Source organism: Brevundimonas intermedia (genome assembly GCF_004614235.1).
Taxonomy (GTDB): domain Bacteria; phylum Pseudomonadota; class Alphaproteobacteria; order Caulobacterales; family Caulobacteraceae; genus Brevundimonas; species Brevundimonas intermedia_A.
Window position 1 is genome coordinate 892,596 of record NZ_SPVH01000006.1, and the last position, 14,684, is coordinate 907,279.

Consider the following 14,684-nt stretch of genomic DNA (forward strand, 5'->3'; position numbering starts at 1 on the left):
GCTTTTTTCTGATGATCGACCTCTATCGCAGCTTCGGCCTGGGCATCCCGGCGCTGATGGACATTGCGCCCCTGATCGCGCGGGTCGTGGTCGGGGGGATGTTCTTCCTGTCCGGCTTCTACAAGCTGTTCACCCCGGCCCAGGCCGAGAAGATGCAGAAGACGATGGTCGAGGCCGGCATCGCCGCGCCACGCCAGACCGCCCGGTTCGTCTCGGTGTGCGAGTTCGCCTTCGGCGCCCTGCTGATCATGGGCCTGTTCACCAGCCTGGCGGCGCTGGTGCTGCTGATCATTAGCCTGGTCGCCCTGGTGACGGTGGCGTCAAAATCGGTCGAGGGGACCAGCTTCGGCTATCGCCTCTCCAGCTATTTCGACCTGCCGGAGACCCTGCTGATGGTGATCCTGATCTGGCTGATCGCCAATGGGCCGGGGCTGTGGAGCCTGGACTTCGTCCTGTTCCTGCCCCGGCTCTAGGAGTTAGGCGCGCTTTCTGACGAAGACCGTCCCGGCGGAATAGCCGGCGCCGAAACTGCAGATTAGGCCCGTGTCGCCCGCCTCGAACCCGTCGTTGTGCAGGTGGAAGGCGATGATCGAGCCCGCCGAGGAGGTATTGGCGTAGTCGTCCAGGATGATGACGTTTTCGTCCGCCGAGGGCTCGCGGCCCAGCACCTTCTTGCCGATCATGGTATTCATGTTGATGTTGGCCTGGTGCAGCCACAGCCGCTTCAGCGCGTGCGGATCGAGGCCCAGTTCGCCGGCGTGATCCACGATCATGTCCGACACCATCGGCACCACGTCGCGGAAGACCTTGCGGCCCTGCTGGATGAACAGCTTGTCGTTCTGGACGCTGTCGTCGGCGGCCGGCGTGTCCAGATGCGCGGTGTCGCGCGCATTGCGGTTCAGGAAGCCGAAGTTGTTGCGGATATTGTTCGAGAAGGTGGTCTTCAGCCGTGTGCCCAATACGTCCCAGCCGCCCGGTCCCGCCGTCTCTGACGATTCCACGATCACCGCCGTCGCCACGTCGCCGAAGATGAAATGGCTGTCGCGGTCGGTGAAGTTCAGGTGGGCCGAACAGACCTCGGGGTTGACCATCAGCACCGCCTTGACCGAGCCGCCAGCGATGAAGTCCGTCGCCGTCTTGATGCCGAAGGTCGCCGAGCTGCACGCCACGTTCATGTCGAAGGCGAAACCCTCGATCCCCAGAGCCTGCTGCACCTCGATGGCCATGGCGGGATAGGCGCGCTGCATGTTGGAGGCGGCGCACAGGACGGCGCCGATCTCGCTGACCGGCTTGCCCCAGGCCTCGATCGCCTGGCGGGCGGCCTTGACCGCCATTTCGGCCAGGATGGAAATCTCGTCGTTGGAGCGTTCGGCCAGGTTCGGGGCCATCCGCTCGGGGTCGATGATCCCGGCCTTGTCCAGCACGAACCGGCTCTTGATGCCCGACGCTTTTTCGATGAACTCGGGCGAGGAATGGGCCTTGGCCTCCAGTTCGCCGGCCTCGATCTGGGCGGCGTGGCGGGCGTTCCAGCCGTCGGCCCAGGCGTTGTAGCTGTCGACCAGCTCGGCGTTGGAGACCGACTGTTCGGGGGTGAAGAGGCCGGTGGCGGCGATCACTGCATTCGACACTTTGTGGTTCCTATCGCTCGACGCGCGGCGTCTCGCTGCTTGAGGATGTCTTGGTCTGCTTGAGGACAGTCCGTTTCCTATCAGAACGCGTCAATAGGACGGCGGCGGCCTGCGGTCGAGACTGGCGATTATGCCCGCGGCCCAGCGCTGGATCTGACCGCGCGGCGCCTTGGGCGTGGGCTGGTCGCGCGCCGCGATCAGGGCCTGGACTAGGTCTTCCGCCTCGCAGGGCCAGCCCGACGGCGTGACATAGATCGGATAATGGATCAGGGCCGCCAGGATCAGATGATCCACGGTCGCCCGGCGGGTGCGGCGCGCGAAAGTCAGCCGGTCGTCGGTCAGTCCCCATCCGGCATAGAAGGGCCGCCCATAGACCGACACGGCCTTGCCCCGCATCAGGGCCTCGAACCCGGTCAGGGAGGTCAGGGTCGCCACGCGTCGGCAGGCGTTCAGGCAGTCGACGATGTCCAGCCCGTCGGCGCTGGCGTCCACCGAGGCCATGGCCGAGGCGTCCAACTTACCGGGTCGATTGCCCGCCAGGACGTCGGGATGGTTGCGATAGACCAGGAAGGCGTCGGGATAGTCCGCCCGCGCGGCCTCGACCAGGGCGGAGTTGGTGGCCAGCTCAGGCTCGCAACCCAGCAGGATCGACTTGTCGTTCTCGACCTGGCCAACGACCAGCAGGATGTCGCGGTCGGCGGGCCAATCCGCCGGCGCCTGGCCTTTCAGATTGTATTTCGACAGGCCGGCCTGGACGATGCGCGCGCCCAGCGCTGCGGCGCGCGCCAGCTGCTGGGGTGTCGCGTCCGTCGTCTCGATCAGGGTCTCCAGCCGCGACGGGCGCGACGGGTCGTAATAGACGCCCTGATCGTCCAGGGCGACCGACAGAGCGCCCACGAAGTCCGACCCCAGGCCGCGCGAGCGGATGAAGCCATCCTCCATCCGCACGGTCAGGCCGGCGAATGCGGCCGCCGCCTGACGCGTCGCCTCACTCTCCTTGCCCGCCCACCAGATCAGCCGGCCGTTCGTGGCGGTCGCATGGGCGGCGGCGCGCGACGGCGACATGAAATACCGCATCGTCGCCTTGGGCGAGTTCAGCAGGCGGCGCACCGGCGGACGCTTGGCGGGCGCAAACCCCACCGCCGACCACGAGCCCGCCAGACGGTCGGCCCGGTCGCGCAGCGCGATCAACCGCTCCAGCGCCTGTTCCGCCTCACATCGCTCGCCCGTCACCGGATCGACATAGCGGCTGTAGGCGATCAGGGCGGCGGCGGCGACCTGTTCGATGGAGCGGACAACCCCACGCCGTCCGGTCTGAACCGCATCGGTCGTCAAGCCCCAGCCGGAATAGAAGGGCGCCCCGAAACACCGCACCGGCAGGCCGCGCAACAGGGCCTCGAACCCCAGCGCCGAGGTGACGCAGTAGACCGCATCGACCGCCGCCAGGAGGTCGGCGGGCCGCACGTCCGTGTCCACCAGGGTGACGCCGGCCAGATCCGTCACGCAGCCGCGCTTCTTGCCCGCCGCCACCGCCGGATGGCGTTTGACGATCAGCTGGGCGTCCGGTTCGTCGCGGCGGGCGGCGGCGATCATCTCGTCGAAACTCTGCGCCGTCGCCAGGCCATGGGCGATGGAGGCGTCGCCGAACGTCTGGTCCACGATCAGCACGCGGCGGCCGGGCTTCAACAGGCCCGGATCCAGTGACCCGCCCATATTGGTCTTGGACACGCCTGACGCGACGATCCGGTCGATCAGCCCCCGCGCTCGGGCGGTCATGGCCGCGTCGCACCAGTCGTCGGCCGTCTGGATCAAATGCTCCAGACGGCTGGGCCGCGTCGCATCATAATAGACGCCCAGATCGTCGACGATCAGGCTGAGGCTGGTCGCCCCCGCCTCGCCGATCCCGACCGACCGCAGGAAGCCGTCCTCCAGCGCCACATAGGGCCGCCCGTTCTTCTGCGCCCAGCGCCGCCCCGCCGCCGCCGTCTGCTTCATCCCCCAGCCCAGCACCGCCTGCACCTCGTCCCCCGGCACGCGACGCAGGTCGTAGTCGGGTAGGAAGACGTCGAGAAAGGGCACCTTCAGCACGCCGGGCGCACAGACCCAGGCCGGAATTTTCGAAGGCGTGTCGGCAGGTAGGGTCAAGGCGGGTCCGCTGAGTTTCGACGCGAGGTTTAAGGCGGTTGCAGGAATGCGGCTAGGCCCCACACCCGTCTCCTCCCCATTTCATGGGGAGGTGGCGCGGCGCGCCTTCGCGCCGTGACGGAGTGGTTCTGCGACGCATCACCGCCTCCTGTGGGACTTTCAAGAACCCCTCCACCGCTTCGCGGTCCCCCTCCCCACGATGTGGGGAGGAGACGGGCGGTCAGCCTTGCGCCCGCGCCAGCAGCGCCTTCGCCTGCTCCAGATGCAGCCGCTCGACCATGGCCCCGTCCACGCGGATGGCACCCTGGTTCCCGGCCTCCGGCTGCGCAAAGGCCGCGACCACCGCGCGGGCCTGGACGATCTCGGCGTCCGACGGCGAGAAGGCGGCCTTGGCGGCGGCGATCTGGGACGGGTGGATCAGGCTCTTGCCGTCGAACCCGTACAGCCGTCCCTGCGCCGCCTCGGCCGCCAGTCCGTCCGCATCGTCGATCCGGTTGAACACCCCGTCGATGGCCAGCAAGCCATTGGCCCGCGCGGCGGCGACCAGCATCGCCAGCCACGGCTTGAACGGCTCGCGATCCGCAGACGCCCCGGTTCCCAGCGCCCCCGTTCCCAGAGCCTTGCCCAGGTCGTTGACCCCCAGCATCAGCCCATCCAGCGCCCCGTCTGCGGATGCAATGTCGGCCAGCGTCATCAGGGCGCGCGGCGTCTCGATCATGGCCCACAGGGCGCACCCCTTGCCCAGGCCGGCGGACAGGGCGTGGACCGCCTCGGGCGTCTCCACCTTGGGCGCGACGACCAGCGTGGCCCCCGCCGCCTTCATCGCCGCCAGATCGTCCGGCCCCCAGTCCGTGTCCAAGCCATTGATCCGCACCCCCAGACGCGGCCCGAACCCGCCGCCGCGAACAGCCTCGACGGCGGCGGCGCGTGCGGCGGCCTTCGCCTCAGGCGCCACCGCGTCTTCCAGATCCAGCACGGCGACATCGCAATCCAGCGTCCGCGCCTTCTCGATCGCCCGCGCATTGGAGGCGGGCAGATAAAGGACGCTGCGGACCCGGTCGCTCCGCATCAGACGCGGCCCGTTACGGGCACCAGGGCGCCGGTCATGGCGCGGCTCTCGGGCGAAACCAGGAACAGGATCACCGCCGCCAGATCGGCCGGCGCGACCCAGGTCGCCGGATCGGCGTCGGGCATGTCCTTGCGGTTGGCGGGGGTGTCGATGATGGAGGGCAGGACGGCGTTGACGGTGACGCGGGTGGTCTTCAACTCTTCCGCCAGCGCCTGGGTCAGGGCGTGGACCCCGGCCTTGGCCGCCCCATAGGGCCCCATTCCGGCCTCGGCCTTTAGGGCGGCGGCCGATCCGACATTGACGATCCGTCCCTCGGGCGAGGCCGACAGCGCCGACAGCGCCGACCGGCTGGCGTTGACGGCGGTCGTGACGTTCAGGGCGTGCATCCGGTCCCAGGCCGGTTCGGCGTCGTCGGTCGTCTGCCAGACGAAGCCGCCGGCGATGTTCAACAGGGCGTCCAGCCGCCCGAACCGCGCTATGACCGCATCGATCGCGTCCTGCGCCTGGCCCGCGTCCGTCAGATCGACCCCGCCGACCTCCAGCACGCCCTGCGGCACGGGATGCCCCGCCGCATGATCGATGACCGCGACCTGCCAGCCGGCCTTCAACGCCGCCTCCAGCACCGCGCGGCCCAGGACGCCATGCCCGCCCGTGATTGCGACTGTCCGCTGTGTCATCCGATCCTCCATGTCGCCGGGGACCATAGAGCCGGCCGTCCTGCGATCAACCTGCCGCGAACACCCGCGCCATCAACCGCTCCAGCGCAACCTGATCCTCGGTGTCGAAGGCGGCCGGCGTCGTCGCATCCACGTCCAGCACCGCGATCAGCGCGCCAGACGCGTCCAGCACCGGCACCACGATCTCGCTGGCCGAGCGGCTGTCACAGGCGATGTGGCCGGGAAAGGCGTGCACGTCCTCGACCAGCTGCGTCTGCCGCGTCGCCGCCGCCGTCCCGCACACCCCGCGCCCGAACGCGATCCGCAGACACCCCAGCGTCCCCTGATACGGCCCGACCACCAACTCATCTTCCTTGTCCGGCGCCACGACATAGAAGCCGGTCCAGAAATAATGCGCGAACGCATCCGCCAGCATCGACGCCACCGTCGCCATCCGCGCCGTCACATTCGGCTCGCCGTCCAGCACGGCCAGGATCTCCGCCTCGACCTCCAGATAGCGCGCGGCCTTGTCCGAGGGACGATCGGTGCGAGCGACATAGGCCATGGGGGAACTCCGAGAGGGAACAGGCTGGCGATATAGGAGGGGGCTGGAAGGAAGGGGAGGGGGTAATAGGGATCATTCATAGGATCGCCGTACCTGCTTACGATGGAACACTTCGCCCGAACGTCCAGATATCGTTTCGAAAGGCAGATCGAAGCTAAGTTCGATGGGAAAGGAGCTGTATGGTCTGTTCCGTCTTAAACTCCGAATTAACCAGTCCGCCAGCAAACTGAGCGTGTGTAGATACGCGTCTTAATAGTCCCGGCTGTTTCCATAGGAGAGACCCATGGCCGCTAGACTTCAGATGATCGGTGCTGCCTTCAACGCCTGCCGCCACGTTACCGAGGGCGACGATATGGATCATATCGAACGACTCGAACAGTTGATCCTCAAACACAAACCTCTCGGCGCCGAGGATGCCAGCATCGTCCTGTTCACCGCTTTGGGCAACCTCCGCAACGGAGGGCGACCCGACGAGCTGGACGTCCACGCTGTCGAGCGCGTGATCGAATGGATCGAGCAGCAGTCGACACCGGCGCTTCAAGCCACGGGCTGACGATGTCGGTCGTGATCCTGGACGATCGCGCTTTTAGCCGGATCGCATCTTATGCGAGGGTTCATCCCGAGGTCCTCCAGTCACACTCGTCCCCGGAAGCCTTTACGCAGGCGATTTATCGCGCCAACGTCGAGGCCTTTCGGCGGCGATACCCGCAGTATAAAGACGCGCGTCCTCCGATTTGCGTCCAGTGGACCGACGAGGTTGATCCTGGCCACGTCATCAAAGCGATCGGGAGCTGGCGGTACAATGTCGCCCTGCCGGACGACCACCCTGTTGATCGCAGCATCGAGGCGATAGTCCAGCACATCGCGCAAACTCGGAAGCCGCTGGACCCTGCTCAATCATGAGGCTGGCTTCTCTTGGGATGACGCGCCTGGAGACGTCCGTGTCAGACGAATATCCCGGCGACCAAGATCTTGGTGACGTGCGCGTTTTCCTGACGCGGCTTGCCGCGTAAGTGGCAAGCACAACTGGCAACCATGGCGAGTAACGAGTCGTTATCTAGGCGTGTGGTACTATCTTGACGTGTGAGGAGCGCGTCAAATGGAACGTTCAATCCGTCGCCGTCCCGACCGCCAGGGCGCAGCCGCTGTCGAGTTCGCCCTCGTCGGTCCGCTGTTCATCGGCATTCTGATCGCCATCGTCGTCTATGGGTTCTGGTTCCTGAGCGCACAGTCCGTTCAATCACTGGCCGCAGAGGGCGCCCGCGCGGGGATCGCCGGCCTGGACGCAGCCGAGCAGACACGACTGAGCCAAGCCGTGGTGATGGCCCGAGGCCGCGACATGGGACTTCAGCCTGATCGGCTCTCCTCGCAGGTGCAGACCGATCACTCATCCTTGCGCGTCGTGGTCGCCTACGATCTCAGCGACCATCCGATCCTGCTCATCGGCGGGTTCCTGCCGCAGCCCCCCAAGACGATCGCGCGCTCGGCGGCGATCCAGATCGGGGATCAGTAGGATGATGCTGCGTCAGTTGTGGCCCGATCGCGACGGCGGCGTCGCTGTGATCAGCGCGGTTGGCGCGGCCCTGGCCTGTGTCGCGGCGGCGGTCGCCGTCGACCTCGGAGCCCTGGCGCTCCATGCCCGCAAGGTTCAGGGCGCTGCGGATCTCGCGGCCTTGGCCGCCGCCGGGCGACTGGACGGCGCCGACGCGGCCGCCCGAACGACGGTCGCGCTCAATCTCACGAACGTCCGCGTCATCGGGACTGAGACAGGCCGGTATGTGCCGGATCCGGCACGAACACCGACGGACCGCTTCGAAGCCGGCGCATCCGAGGTCGATGCGGCGCGCGTGACCGTCACCGCCAAGGCGCCGGTCTATTTTAGCCGCTGGCTCCTCGGCCGCGACGAGGTGCTGGTCACCCGCAAGGCGACGGCCGCTGCGCCGCAGACGCCGAAGGCGATGATCAGCCTCGGCTCGCGACTGGCCCGGCTGGATGGAGGCGTCGCCAATCAGGTGCTGAGCGGTCTGCTGGGCAGCCAGGTGTCATTGAGCGTGATGGATTACCGCGCCTTGGCGGATCTGGACGTCAATTTGCTTCAGTTCTCGGACGCCCTGGCCACCAAGGCAGGCGTGGCCGTTGGCGACTATGATCGCCTTCTGGCGACGGAAGTGGACGCCGGAGACGCGCTCGGCGTGGTGAAGGCGCTGGCGGGCGGACGCGACGGCGGCGCCCTGGGACAGTTGACCGCGGCGGCCGCCGGCGTGGACCTCAAGGTCGATCGCCTGATCGGCGCCGAGGTCGATGCCCGGCAGGGCTTGCGGGAAGGCCTGGACGCCGAGGTCAGCGCTTTGGATCTGGTCATGGCGATCGCAGAAATCGCGGGCGGCGACCGACAGATCGATCTCAAGCTCGGCGCCCAGGCCGGCATCGCGGATCTCAAGGCGACGCTGGCGATCGGCGAGCGGCCGAACACCTCGCCCTGGATCGCCGCAACTGCGCAAGGCGACCCCGTCCTGCGCACGGCTCAGGCGCGGCTCTACCTGCGTGCACGAACGGCGCAGTCACTATCAGGCCTGGCCCAGATCAATCTGCCGATCCTGATCGAGCTGGCACCCGCTGAAGCTCGGCTCGAACGGCTGAGTTGCGCGCCGTCGCGCGCCGTGCGCGTCGCGGCGAGGCCGGGACTGGCGCGCGCCATGGTAGGCGCGGTCGACGAAACCCGTCTGGACGATTTTAAGGCGCCCATCGCGCCGGTCAAGGCGACCCTCGCGGCCGTGCTGGGTATCTTGACGGTGAAGGGCAAGGCGGATGTCGAGATTGCGGATGTTGCGCCCCAGTCCGTCGTCTTCAACGCCGAAGACATCGCCGCACGCCGGATCAAGACCGTGAAGAGCCGGAACCTGACGACGGGCCTTGTGACCAGCCTCCTGCAGCGCCTTGAGCTCGACGTCATCGGCCTGCCCCTTGGCGGCATCGCATCGGCCGTCGGCCACCTCCTCGCGCCATTGGGGCCGGTTCTGGACAGCGCAATCTCGCCCATCCTCGACGTCCTGGGCCTTAAACTGGGAGAGGCCGATGTCGCGGTTCTCGGTCTCTCCTGCCCGGACACCGGCAGAGCGCCGCCACGTCTCGTGGGCTAGGCTGCTGGAAGGTCTGACGTTGCGAGCTGCCGGGCCATGGCCAGGATAAGCTTGCGTGCGCCGGCAGGGAGGTCCGACTCTAGCGTGATCAGTTCGTTGGCCCAAGGCGTGACGGTTTTTCAGGGATCGGTTGAGCCACTTTGGGATGGCCCGACAGGGATTGGTAGGCCCGGAGGGACTCGAACCCCCAACCAGACCGTTATGAGCGGTCGGCTCTAACCATTGAGCTACAGGCCCCCAAGGCGCGCCTCGGCGGAAGGGGTCTCGCCTAGCAGGCGCGGGCGCGGCTTGCCAAGCGGGGGCGGGCAAGAAGGCGATCTTTCGGCGATTTCACGAAGATGAACGGAAACTGCCAGGGCGCACGGGCGTTCGTTCAGGCGAGAACGGCCAAGGTCGTTGCAACGGATCGGCGAAGGCGCCGTCCTGGATCGCTTACGGAGAAGACCGCATGACCCGCACCCTGGCCGCCGCCCCCCTGAAGACCGTGTCGCTGAAGACCATCGCCCTGGGCGGCGCGGTCGCCGCCGCCGCCTTCCTGGCCGCCGCAACGCCGCGCGCCATGGCCCAAACAGCCGAACCCTCGATGGGAGCCATGCACATGATGCAACCCGCGCCGTCGCTGAACCTGTCGGCCTATGGCGAGGTCAAGGCCGCGCCCGACATGGCCACCATCACCTTCGGTGTCCAGACCGAGGCCGTGACCGCTCAGGAAGCCATGCGCGACAACGCCACGCAGATGACGCGGGTCGTCGCCGCCCTGCGCCGCGCCGGCATCGCCGAGCGCGACATCCAGACCTCGGGCCTGAACCTGTCGGCGCAATACGATTACGTTCAGAACGAACCGCCCAAGCTGCGCGGCTATCAGGCGGTCAACCGCGTGACGGTGGTGATCAACGACCTGACCAAGGTCGGCACGACGGCTGACGCCGTGGTCGCCGCCGGCGTCAACCAGATCGACGGCATCAGCTTCGGCCTGAAGGATCCGACGGTGGCCGAGAACCAGGCCCGCCAGCTGGCCGTGCGCAACCTGCAGGCCAAGGCGCAGCTGTACGCCCAGTCGCTGAACGTCCAGCTGTCGGGCATCCGCAACCTGACCGAAGGCGGCGGCTATACGCCCCAGCCGCCGATGCCGATGTTCGCCGCGCGCGCCATGTCGATGGATCGCGCCGAAAGCACCCCGGTCGCCGCCGGCGAACTGACGGTGCGGATCGACATCACCGGCGTCTACGACATCGCCCGGTGATCTGATCGGCCCAAACGAAGAAAGGCCCGCCGGCGACGGCGGGCCTTTTTGCTGGTCACTGGGACGTTGAGAGCCCCTCCACCGCTGCGCGGTCCCCCTCCCCACGAGGTGGGGAGGAGAGGGCTTCAGCCGGCGTGTTTGATCTCGTTAGCGTCGTCCAGCAGGACCACGTTGGGGTTCCACTGGCGGGCTTCTTCTTGGGGCATCTGGCCATAGGTGACCACGATGACCTTGTCGTTCTTCTGGACCAGGCGGGCGGCGGCGCCGTTGACGCCGATTACGCGCGAGCCGCGCGGGGCCTCGATGGCGTAGGTTGTGAAGCGCGCGCCGTTGGTGATGTTCAGCACATCGACCTGTTCGTGCGGATAGATGCCCGCCGCGTCCAGCAGGTCCATGTCGATGGCGATCGATCCCTCATAGTCGAGATCGGCCTGGGTCACCGTCGCACGGTGCAGCTTGGACTTCATCAGGGTGACCAGCATGGCGCGGTCTCCAAATATACGCGGGGCGCAGGCCCTCGCTCTCAGGCGGCTCATATAGGGATTTTCGAGGCCCGCATCAATCGGGGCGCCGCGCCGCAGCAAACGGTTTGCGTATGCGAACGCTAGCGCCCGTCGGATATTGCGCGACCTTCATTTGACGACGGCCCGCGTCCCCCTATGCTGGCGCGGCCATTTCCGGCCTGCGAGCGCGTTTCCCAATCCGATGAAGCAATTCTTCCTGACGGTCCTTGGTGTCTTCACCGGGTTGATCCTCTTCCTCGTCGTCATTCCCGTGGTGCTGCTGACCGTCGTCGTCGCCTCCTCGTCCAAGCCGACGACGCCGGCGAACACGGTGCTGGAACTGGACCTGCGCGAGGGGATCAGCGACCAGCCGTCATCCAATCCGTTCGCCGCCTTCGGCGGTTCGGGCCTGGCCCTGACCCAGGTCGTGGACGGCCTGCATCAGGCCCAGGGCGACAACAGCGTCAAGGCCCTGCTGATCCGCCTGCCGGAAAGCGGCATGACGCCCGCGACCGCCGACGAACTGCGCCAGGCCATCCACCGTTTCCGCAACTCGGGCAAGCCGGTCATCGCCCACAGCCAGGGCTTCGCGCCCGTCGGCGCAGTGATGTCCACCTATATGGTCGGGGCCTCGGCGTCGGAACTGTGGATGCAGAACACCGCCGGCTTCCAGGCCACGGGCTTCTCGGCCGACAGCCTGTTCTTGGGCCGCGCCTTCGAGAAATACGGCGTCAAACCCGACTTCGAACAGCGCTATGAGTATAAGAACGCCGTCAACGAATATACCCAGAGCGACTACACCGGCCCGCACCGCGAGGCCATGACGGCCTGGATGACATCCATCTACGACAGCGCCCTGGCCAACGCCGCCCGGGATCGCAAGACGACCGCTCCGGCGCTGAAGACGATTATCGAGGCCGGCCCCTATTCGGCGCCCCAGGCCCTGGCCAACCGACTGATCGACAAGGTCGGCCAGGTCGAGGAGGCCGAGGCCGCCATCAAGACCCGCGCGGGCAAGGGCGCCGAGATCGTCGAGTTCGGCAAATACGCCGACCAGAAGGGCGAACGCACCGGCTCGGGCAAGAACGCCATCGCCATCGTCGGCGGGGAGGGGGCCATCGTCACCGGTCGCGGCGGCGGCGGCAGCTTTGGCGGCGGATCATCCATCCACTCCGACGACACGGCCGAGTCCATCTACGACGCCATCGAGGACAAGAGCGTCAAGGCCATCGTCTTCCGCGTCTCCTCGCCCGGCGGTTCGCCGGAAGCCTCGGAACAGATCCTGGCCGCCGTGCGCGCGGCGCGGGCGGCGGGCAAGCCGGTGGTGGTCTCCATGGGCGCCTACGCCGCCTCGGGCGGTTACTGGGTCAGTTCGGAGGCCGACTGGATCGTGGCCCAGCCATCGACCCTGACCGGCTCGATCGGCGTGTTCGGCGGCAAGTTCGTGCTGGCCGATGCGCTGGGCCGGTTCGGCGTCGACATGCGCGAGCTGACGGTGGGCGGCCAGTACGCCGACGCCTTCTCGCCGACGCAGGCGTTCACCCCGGAGCAGCGCGCGGCCTTCGCCGGCTCGATGGACCGAATCTACGACGACTTCATCGCCCGCGTGGCGACGGGCCGCAAACTATCGCCCGACCGCGTGCGCGAGATCGCCAAGGGCCGCGTCTGGACCGGGGCTCAGGCCCTGCCTCTGGGCCTGGTCGATCAGCTGGGCGGCGTCACCGAGGCGGTGAACAAGGCCCGTGAACTGGCGAAGATTCCGTCCAACGAACCCGTCCGCTTCAAGCATTTCCCCAAGCAGCAGTCGCCGTTCGAGGCCCTGTCGGAAATGTTCGGCGTCCAGACCGAGGCCGCCAAGGCCCTGGTCATGCTGGGCGGCGTCATGGCCGATCCCCAGGCCCAGGCCGTGATGCGCCGCGTCGAAAGCGACCGTATGCGCGGCGAGGGCGCGGTGGTGCTGGCTGACCAGCCGATCTTCTGAAGGACCGCGACACACGCGACCGTGCGTCGCGGTCCATTGACCGCAGGCCCCGATGGACCGACATTGCGCGTCAGGCGTTCCTCGGATCGCCTGAAAGGATGATCCATGTTCCAGCCTGAACGTCTCGCCACCATCGGTTTCGCCGCCCGCCGCCGTCCCAATGGGATCGTGGCCTCCGTGATGTGGGTCGCCGGCATGATCGCCGCCGTCTGCGCCATGGCCGTGGGTGCGGTGCTGGCCATCTTCACCGCCGCCGCCGTGGCGGTGATCGCCCTGTTCGCCGGAGTGCTGGTCTTCCTGGTCGGACTGGTCATGCGGACCCGCCGCAACATGACGCCGCGTCGCCGCAACGGCGATCCCGACCTGATCGAGGCGCACAAGGTGGACGGCGCCTGGGTCGCCTATGGCTGGGAACGCAACGGCCGCTGAACGGGCGCCCGCCATGACATCCTACATCGACGCGCCTTCGCCCAACTTCGACGCGCGCCGTGCGCCGCCCGACATGCTGGTGCTCCACTATACGGGCATGCAGACGGGCGAGGCCGCTCTGGCACGTCTGCGCGACCCGGAAGCCAAGGTCTCGGCCCACTATCTGGTCGAGGAAGACGGCCGCATCTTCCAACTGGTCCCCGAGGAACGGCGCGCCTGGCACGCCGGTCGCGGGGTCTGGCAGGGCGAGGACGACTGCAACGCCGCCTCCATCGGCATCGAGATCGTCAATCCCGGCCACGAATTCGGCTACCGCGCCTTTCCCGAGGCCCAGGTCGCGGCGGTCATCGCCCTGATCGACGATATCCGTAGCCGCTGGAGCATTCCCGACAACCGCATCATCGCCCATTCCGACCTGGCGCCGGACCGCAAGGAAGATCCCGGCGAACTCTTCCCTTGGAAGCGTCTGGCCGAGGCCGGCCATGGCCTGTGGTTCGAACCGGCCCCCGAACGGATCCAGGCCCTGGGCGGCCTGCTGCAAAAGGGCGATCAGGGCATCGGCGCCATGGTCCTGCGCGCCGGCCTGCACCGTCTGGGCTACGGGCTGAAACCCGGCGGCGACTATGACGCCGAGACCGAAACCGCCGTCCGCGCCTTCCAGCGCCACTGGCGTCCGGCCCGCATCGACGGCGTCGCCGACGGCGAAACCCGCGCCCGCCTGGTCGGCCTGCTCCAACTCGCCAGCGCCGAGAGCGTCACGGGCGTGCTGAACTAGAGGTCCGCGCGGTCCTGGAAGGGGCTGTAAATCCGCACGACGGAGACTCTTCGCGCAACCTCGTCCACTTCATAGAATATGCGGTGGCCCTCGACGAGCCTCTCGCGCATGCCGTAATCGCCGACAGGCCAGCGCAACGGCGAATCTTTCAAATCGAGCAGGGCTTTACTGATCTTGCTGTAGCGTGCCGATCCACGCGCGCCGCTTCCCGGTTGCAGCAGCCAGGCCTTGGCCTCCGAGATGTCTTGTTGAGCGCGCGTCGCGATCCTCAGGACATACCGACGCGCCATTCAGCGAGCGGCGGCCTCTGCTTCCGCAATTTCGCCTTCCAGCCAGCGGTCGGCTTCATCGCCTTCGATAAACCGGCCGGCAGCAATGTCAGCCAAACCTTCGTTCAAAAAGGCACGCATGCGCTCCAGCCGCGCATCGCGTTCGGCTGACGTTTCGTCGTCACGGGCGGGTTTTGAAACAGCGGAGGCCATGACGGGATCATATCGCAATCGGCGCGATCATGCATCGCCGATATTGACCCTCATCGCCTCAGGGCGCA

Annotated in this window: 17 protein-coding genes and 1 tRNA gene; 9 read left to right on the plus strand and 9 right to left on the minus strand. The window is 67.2% G+C overall.

What is annotated here, in order from left to right; genetic code table 11:
- Positions 1-11: 11 nt before the first annotated feature.
- Positions 12-473, plus strand: a complete 462-nt coding sequence (locus EGY25_RS10680) for a DoxX family protein (protein ID WP_135194947.1) — start codon at positions 12-14, stop codon at positions 471-473.
- A 3-nt stretch (positions 474-476) separates the two neighbouring features.
- On the opposite strand, the gene EGY25_RS10685 is transcribed toward EGY25_RS10680, so the two are convergent.
- From EGY25_RS10685 to EGY25_RS10705, 5 genes are all read right to left on the minus strand, one after another.
- Positions 477-1,628 (minus strand): beta-ketoacyl-ACP synthase III, encoded by a 1,152-nt coding sequence (locus tag EGY25_RS10685; protein ID WP_135194948.1) that lies wholly within the window; start codon positions 1,626-1,628, stop codon positions 477-479.
- 90 nt (positions 1,629-1,718) lie between these two features.
- Positions 1,719-3,773, minus strand: coding sequence for a capsular polysaccharide biosynthesis protein (locus tag EGY25_RS10690; RefSeq protein ID WP_245159438.1), 2,055 nt, complete (start codon positions 3,771-3,773; stop codon positions 1,719-1,721).
- Positions 3,774-3,993: 220 nt separating this feature from the next.
- Positions 3,994-4,842, minus strand: a complete 849-nt coding sequence (locus EGY25_RS10695; protein WP_135194949.1) for an HpcH/HpaI aldolase/citrate lyase family protein — start codon at positions 4,840-4,842, stop codon at positions 3,994-3,996.
- Positions 4,842-5,519 carry an SDR family NAD(P)-dependent oxidoreductase gene (locus EGY25_RS10700; protein ID WP_135194950.1) on the minus strand — a complete coding sequence of 226 codons (678 nt, stop codon included), beginning with the start codon at positions 5,517-5,519 and terminating at the stop codon, positions 4,842-4,844. The genes EGY25_RS10695 and EGY25_RS10700 overlap by 1 nt, the downstream gene beginning before the upstream one ends.
- A 46-nt stretch (positions 5,520-5,565) precedes the next feature.
- Positions 5,566-6,063 (minus strand): GAF domain-containing protein, encoded by a 498-nt coding sequence (locus EGY25_RS10705; protein ID WP_135194951.1) that lies wholly within the window; start codon positions 6,061-6,063, stop codon positions 5,566-5,568.
- A gap of 283 nt (positions 6,064-6,346) precedes the next feature.
- Here EGY25_RS10705 and EGY25_RS10710 point away from each other — a divergent pair, with 283 nt between their 5' ends.
- From EGY25_RS10710 to EGY25_RS10725, 4 genes are all read left to right on the plus strand, one after another.
- Complete coding sequence (locus EGY25_RS10710) at positions 6,347-6,616, plus strand: hypothetical protein (RefSeq protein ID WP_135194952.1); 270 nt, start codon at positions 6,347-6,349, stop codon at positions 6,614-6,616.
- Positions 6,617-6,618: 2 nt separating this feature from the next.
- On the plus strand, positions 6,619-6,966 hold the full coding sequence (locus EGY25_RS10715; protein ID WP_135194953.1) for a hypothetical protein: 348 nt from the start codon (positions 6,619-6,621) through the stop codon (positions 6,964-6,966).
- Positions 6,967-7,162: 196 nt separating this feature from the next.
- Positions 7,163-7,576: a TadE/TadG family type IV pilus assembly protein gene (locus EGY25_RS10720; RefSeq protein ID WP_135194954.1), complete on the plus strand. Its 414-nt coding sequence runs from the start codon at positions 7,163-7,165 to the stop codon at positions 7,574-7,576.
- Between the two features lies 1 nt (position 7,577).
- On the plus strand, positions 7,578-9,203 hold the full coding sequence (locus EGY25_RS10725; protein WP_135194955.1) for a TadG family pilus assembly protein: 1,626 nt from the start codon (positions 7,578-7,580) through the stop codon (positions 9,201-9,203).
- 161 nt (positions 9,204-9,364) lie between these two features.
- Here the strand turns inward: EGY25_RS10725 and EGY25_RS10730 are convergent.
- Positions 9,365-9,440: transfer RNA gene (locus EGY25_RS10730), tRNA-Ile, on the minus strand.
- A gap of 211 nt (positions 9,441-9,651) precedes the next feature.
- Between EGY25_RS10730 and EGY25_RS10735 the strand changes: the two genes are divergently transcribed.
- Entirely contained in the window at positions 9,652-10,446 is a 795-nt protein-coding gene (locus tag EGY25_RS10735) for an SIMPL domain-containing protein (RefSeq protein WP_135194956.1), read from the plus strand.
- Positions 10,447-10,571: 125 nt separating this feature from the next.
- On the opposite strand, the gene panD is transcribed toward EGY25_RS10735, so the two are convergent.
- Positions 10,572-10,928: an aspartate 1-decarboxylase gene (gene panD / locus EGY25_RS10740; protein WP_135194957.1), complete on the minus strand. Its 357-nt coding sequence runs from the start codon at positions 10,926-10,928 to the stop codon at positions 10,572-10,574.
- A gap of 223 nt (positions 10,929-11,151) precedes the next feature.
- Here panD and sppA point away from each other — a divergent pair, with 223 nt between their 5' ends.
- The 3 genes from sppA to EGY25_RS10755 all read left to right on the plus strand — a co-directional run bounded on the left by sppA (position 11,152) and on the right by EGY25_RS10755 (position 14,134).
- Positions 11,152-12,930 (plus strand): signal peptide peptidase SppA, encoded by a 1,779-nt coding sequence (gene sppA, locus EGY25_RS10745; RefSeq protein WP_135194958.1) that lies wholly within the window; start codon positions 11,152-11,154, stop codon positions 12,928-12,930.
- 105 nt (positions 12,931-13,035) lie between these two features.
- Positions 13,036-13,359, plus strand: coding sequence for a hypothetical protein (locus tag EGY25_RS10750; RefSeq protein ID WP_135194959.1), 324 nt, complete (start codon positions 13,036-13,038; stop codon positions 13,357-13,359).
- A gap of 13 nt (positions 13,360-13,372) precedes the next feature.
- Positions 13,373-14,134, plus strand: coding sequence for an N-acetylmuramoyl-L-alanine amidase (locus tag EGY25_RS10755; RefSeq protein ID WP_135194960.1), 762 nt, complete (start codon positions 13,373-13,375; stop codon positions 14,132-14,134).
- On the opposite strand, the gene EGY25_RS10760 is transcribed toward EGY25_RS10755, so the two are convergent.
- Positions 14,131-14,424: a type II toxin-antitoxin system RelE/ParE family toxin gene (locus EGY25_RS10760; RefSeq protein WP_135194961.1), complete on the minus strand. Its 294-nt coding sequence runs from the start codon at positions 14,422-14,424 to the stop codon at positions 14,131-14,133. The two genes, EGY25_RS10755 and EGY25_RS10760, sit on opposite strands and share 4 nt — an antisense overlap.
- Positions 14,425-14,616 (minus strand): hypothetical protein, encoded by a 192-nt coding sequence (locus EGY25_RS10765; RefSeq protein WP_135194962.1) that lies wholly within the window; start codon positions 14,614-14,616, stop codon positions 14,425-14,427.
- Positions 14,617-14,684 lie beyond the last annotated feature (68 nt).

What these genes read in the sequence shown, in the direction of transcription:
- sppA (WP_135194958.1), top strand. Translation starts at nt 11,152, where the DNA reads ATGAAGCAATTCTTCCTGACGGTCCTTGGTGTCTTCACCGGGTTGATC.
- EGY25_RS10715 (WP_135194953.1), top strand. Translation starts at nt 6,619, where the DNA reads ATGTCGGTCGTGATCCTGGACGATCGCGCTTTTAGCCGGATCGCATCT.
- EGY25_RS10725 (WP_135194955.1), top strand. Translation starts at nt 7,578, where the DNA reads ATGATGCTGCGTCAGTTGTGGCCCGATCGCGACGGCGGCGTCGCTGTG.
- EGY25_RS10705 (WP_135194951.1), bottom strand. Translation starts at nt 6,063, where the DNA reads ATGGCCTATGTCGCTCGCACCGATCGTCCCTCGGACAAGGCCGCGCGC.
- EGY25_RS10720 (WP_135194954.1), top strand. Translation starts at nt 7,163, where the DNA reads ATGGAACGTTCAATCCGTCGCCGTCCCGACCGCCAGGGCGCAGCCGCT.
- EGY25_RS10680 (WP_135194947.1), top strand. Translation starts at nt 12, where the DNA reads ATGATCGACCTCTATCGCAGCTTCGGCCTGGGCATCCCGGCGCTGATG.
- EGY25_RS10755 (WP_135194960.1), top strand. Translation starts at nt 13,373, where the DNA reads ATGACATCCTACATCGACGCGCCTTCGCCCAACTTCGACGCGCGCCGT.
- EGY25_RS10700 (WP_135194950.1), bottom strand. Translation starts at nt 5,519, where the DNA reads ATGACACAGCGGACAGTCGCAATCACGGGCGGGCATGGCGTCCTGGGC.
- EGY25_RS10695 (WP_135194949.1), bottom strand. Translation starts at nt 4,842, where the DNA reads ATGCGGAGCGACCGGGTCCGCAGCGTCCTTTATCTGCCCGCCTCCAAT.
- panD (WP_135194957.1), bottom strand. Translation starts at nt 10,928, where the DNA reads ATGCTGGTCACCCTGATGAAGTCCAAGCTGCACCGTGCGACGGTGACC.
- EGY25_RS10765 (WP_135194962.1), bottom strand. Translation starts at nt 14,616, where the DNA reads ATGGCCTCCGCTGTTTCAAAACCCGCCCGTGACGACGAAACGTCAGCC.
- EGY25_RS10735 (WP_135194956.1), top strand. Translation starts at nt 9,652, where the DNA reads ATGACCCGCACCCTGGCCGCCGCCCCCCTGAAGACCGTGTCGCTGAAG.
- EGY25_RS10750 (WP_135194959.1), top strand. Translation starts at nt 13,036, where the DNA reads ATGTTCCAGCCTGAACGTCTCGCCACCATCGGTTTCGCCGCCCGCCGC.
- EGY25_RS10760 (WP_135194961.1), bottom strand. Translation starts at nt 14,424, where the DNA reads ATGGCGCGTCGGTATGTCCTGAGGATCGCGACGCGCGCTCAACAAGAC.
- EGY25_RS10710 (WP_135194952.1), top strand. Translation starts at nt 6,347, where the DNA reads ATGGCCGCTAGACTTCAGATGATCGGTGCTGCCTTCAACGCCTGCCGC.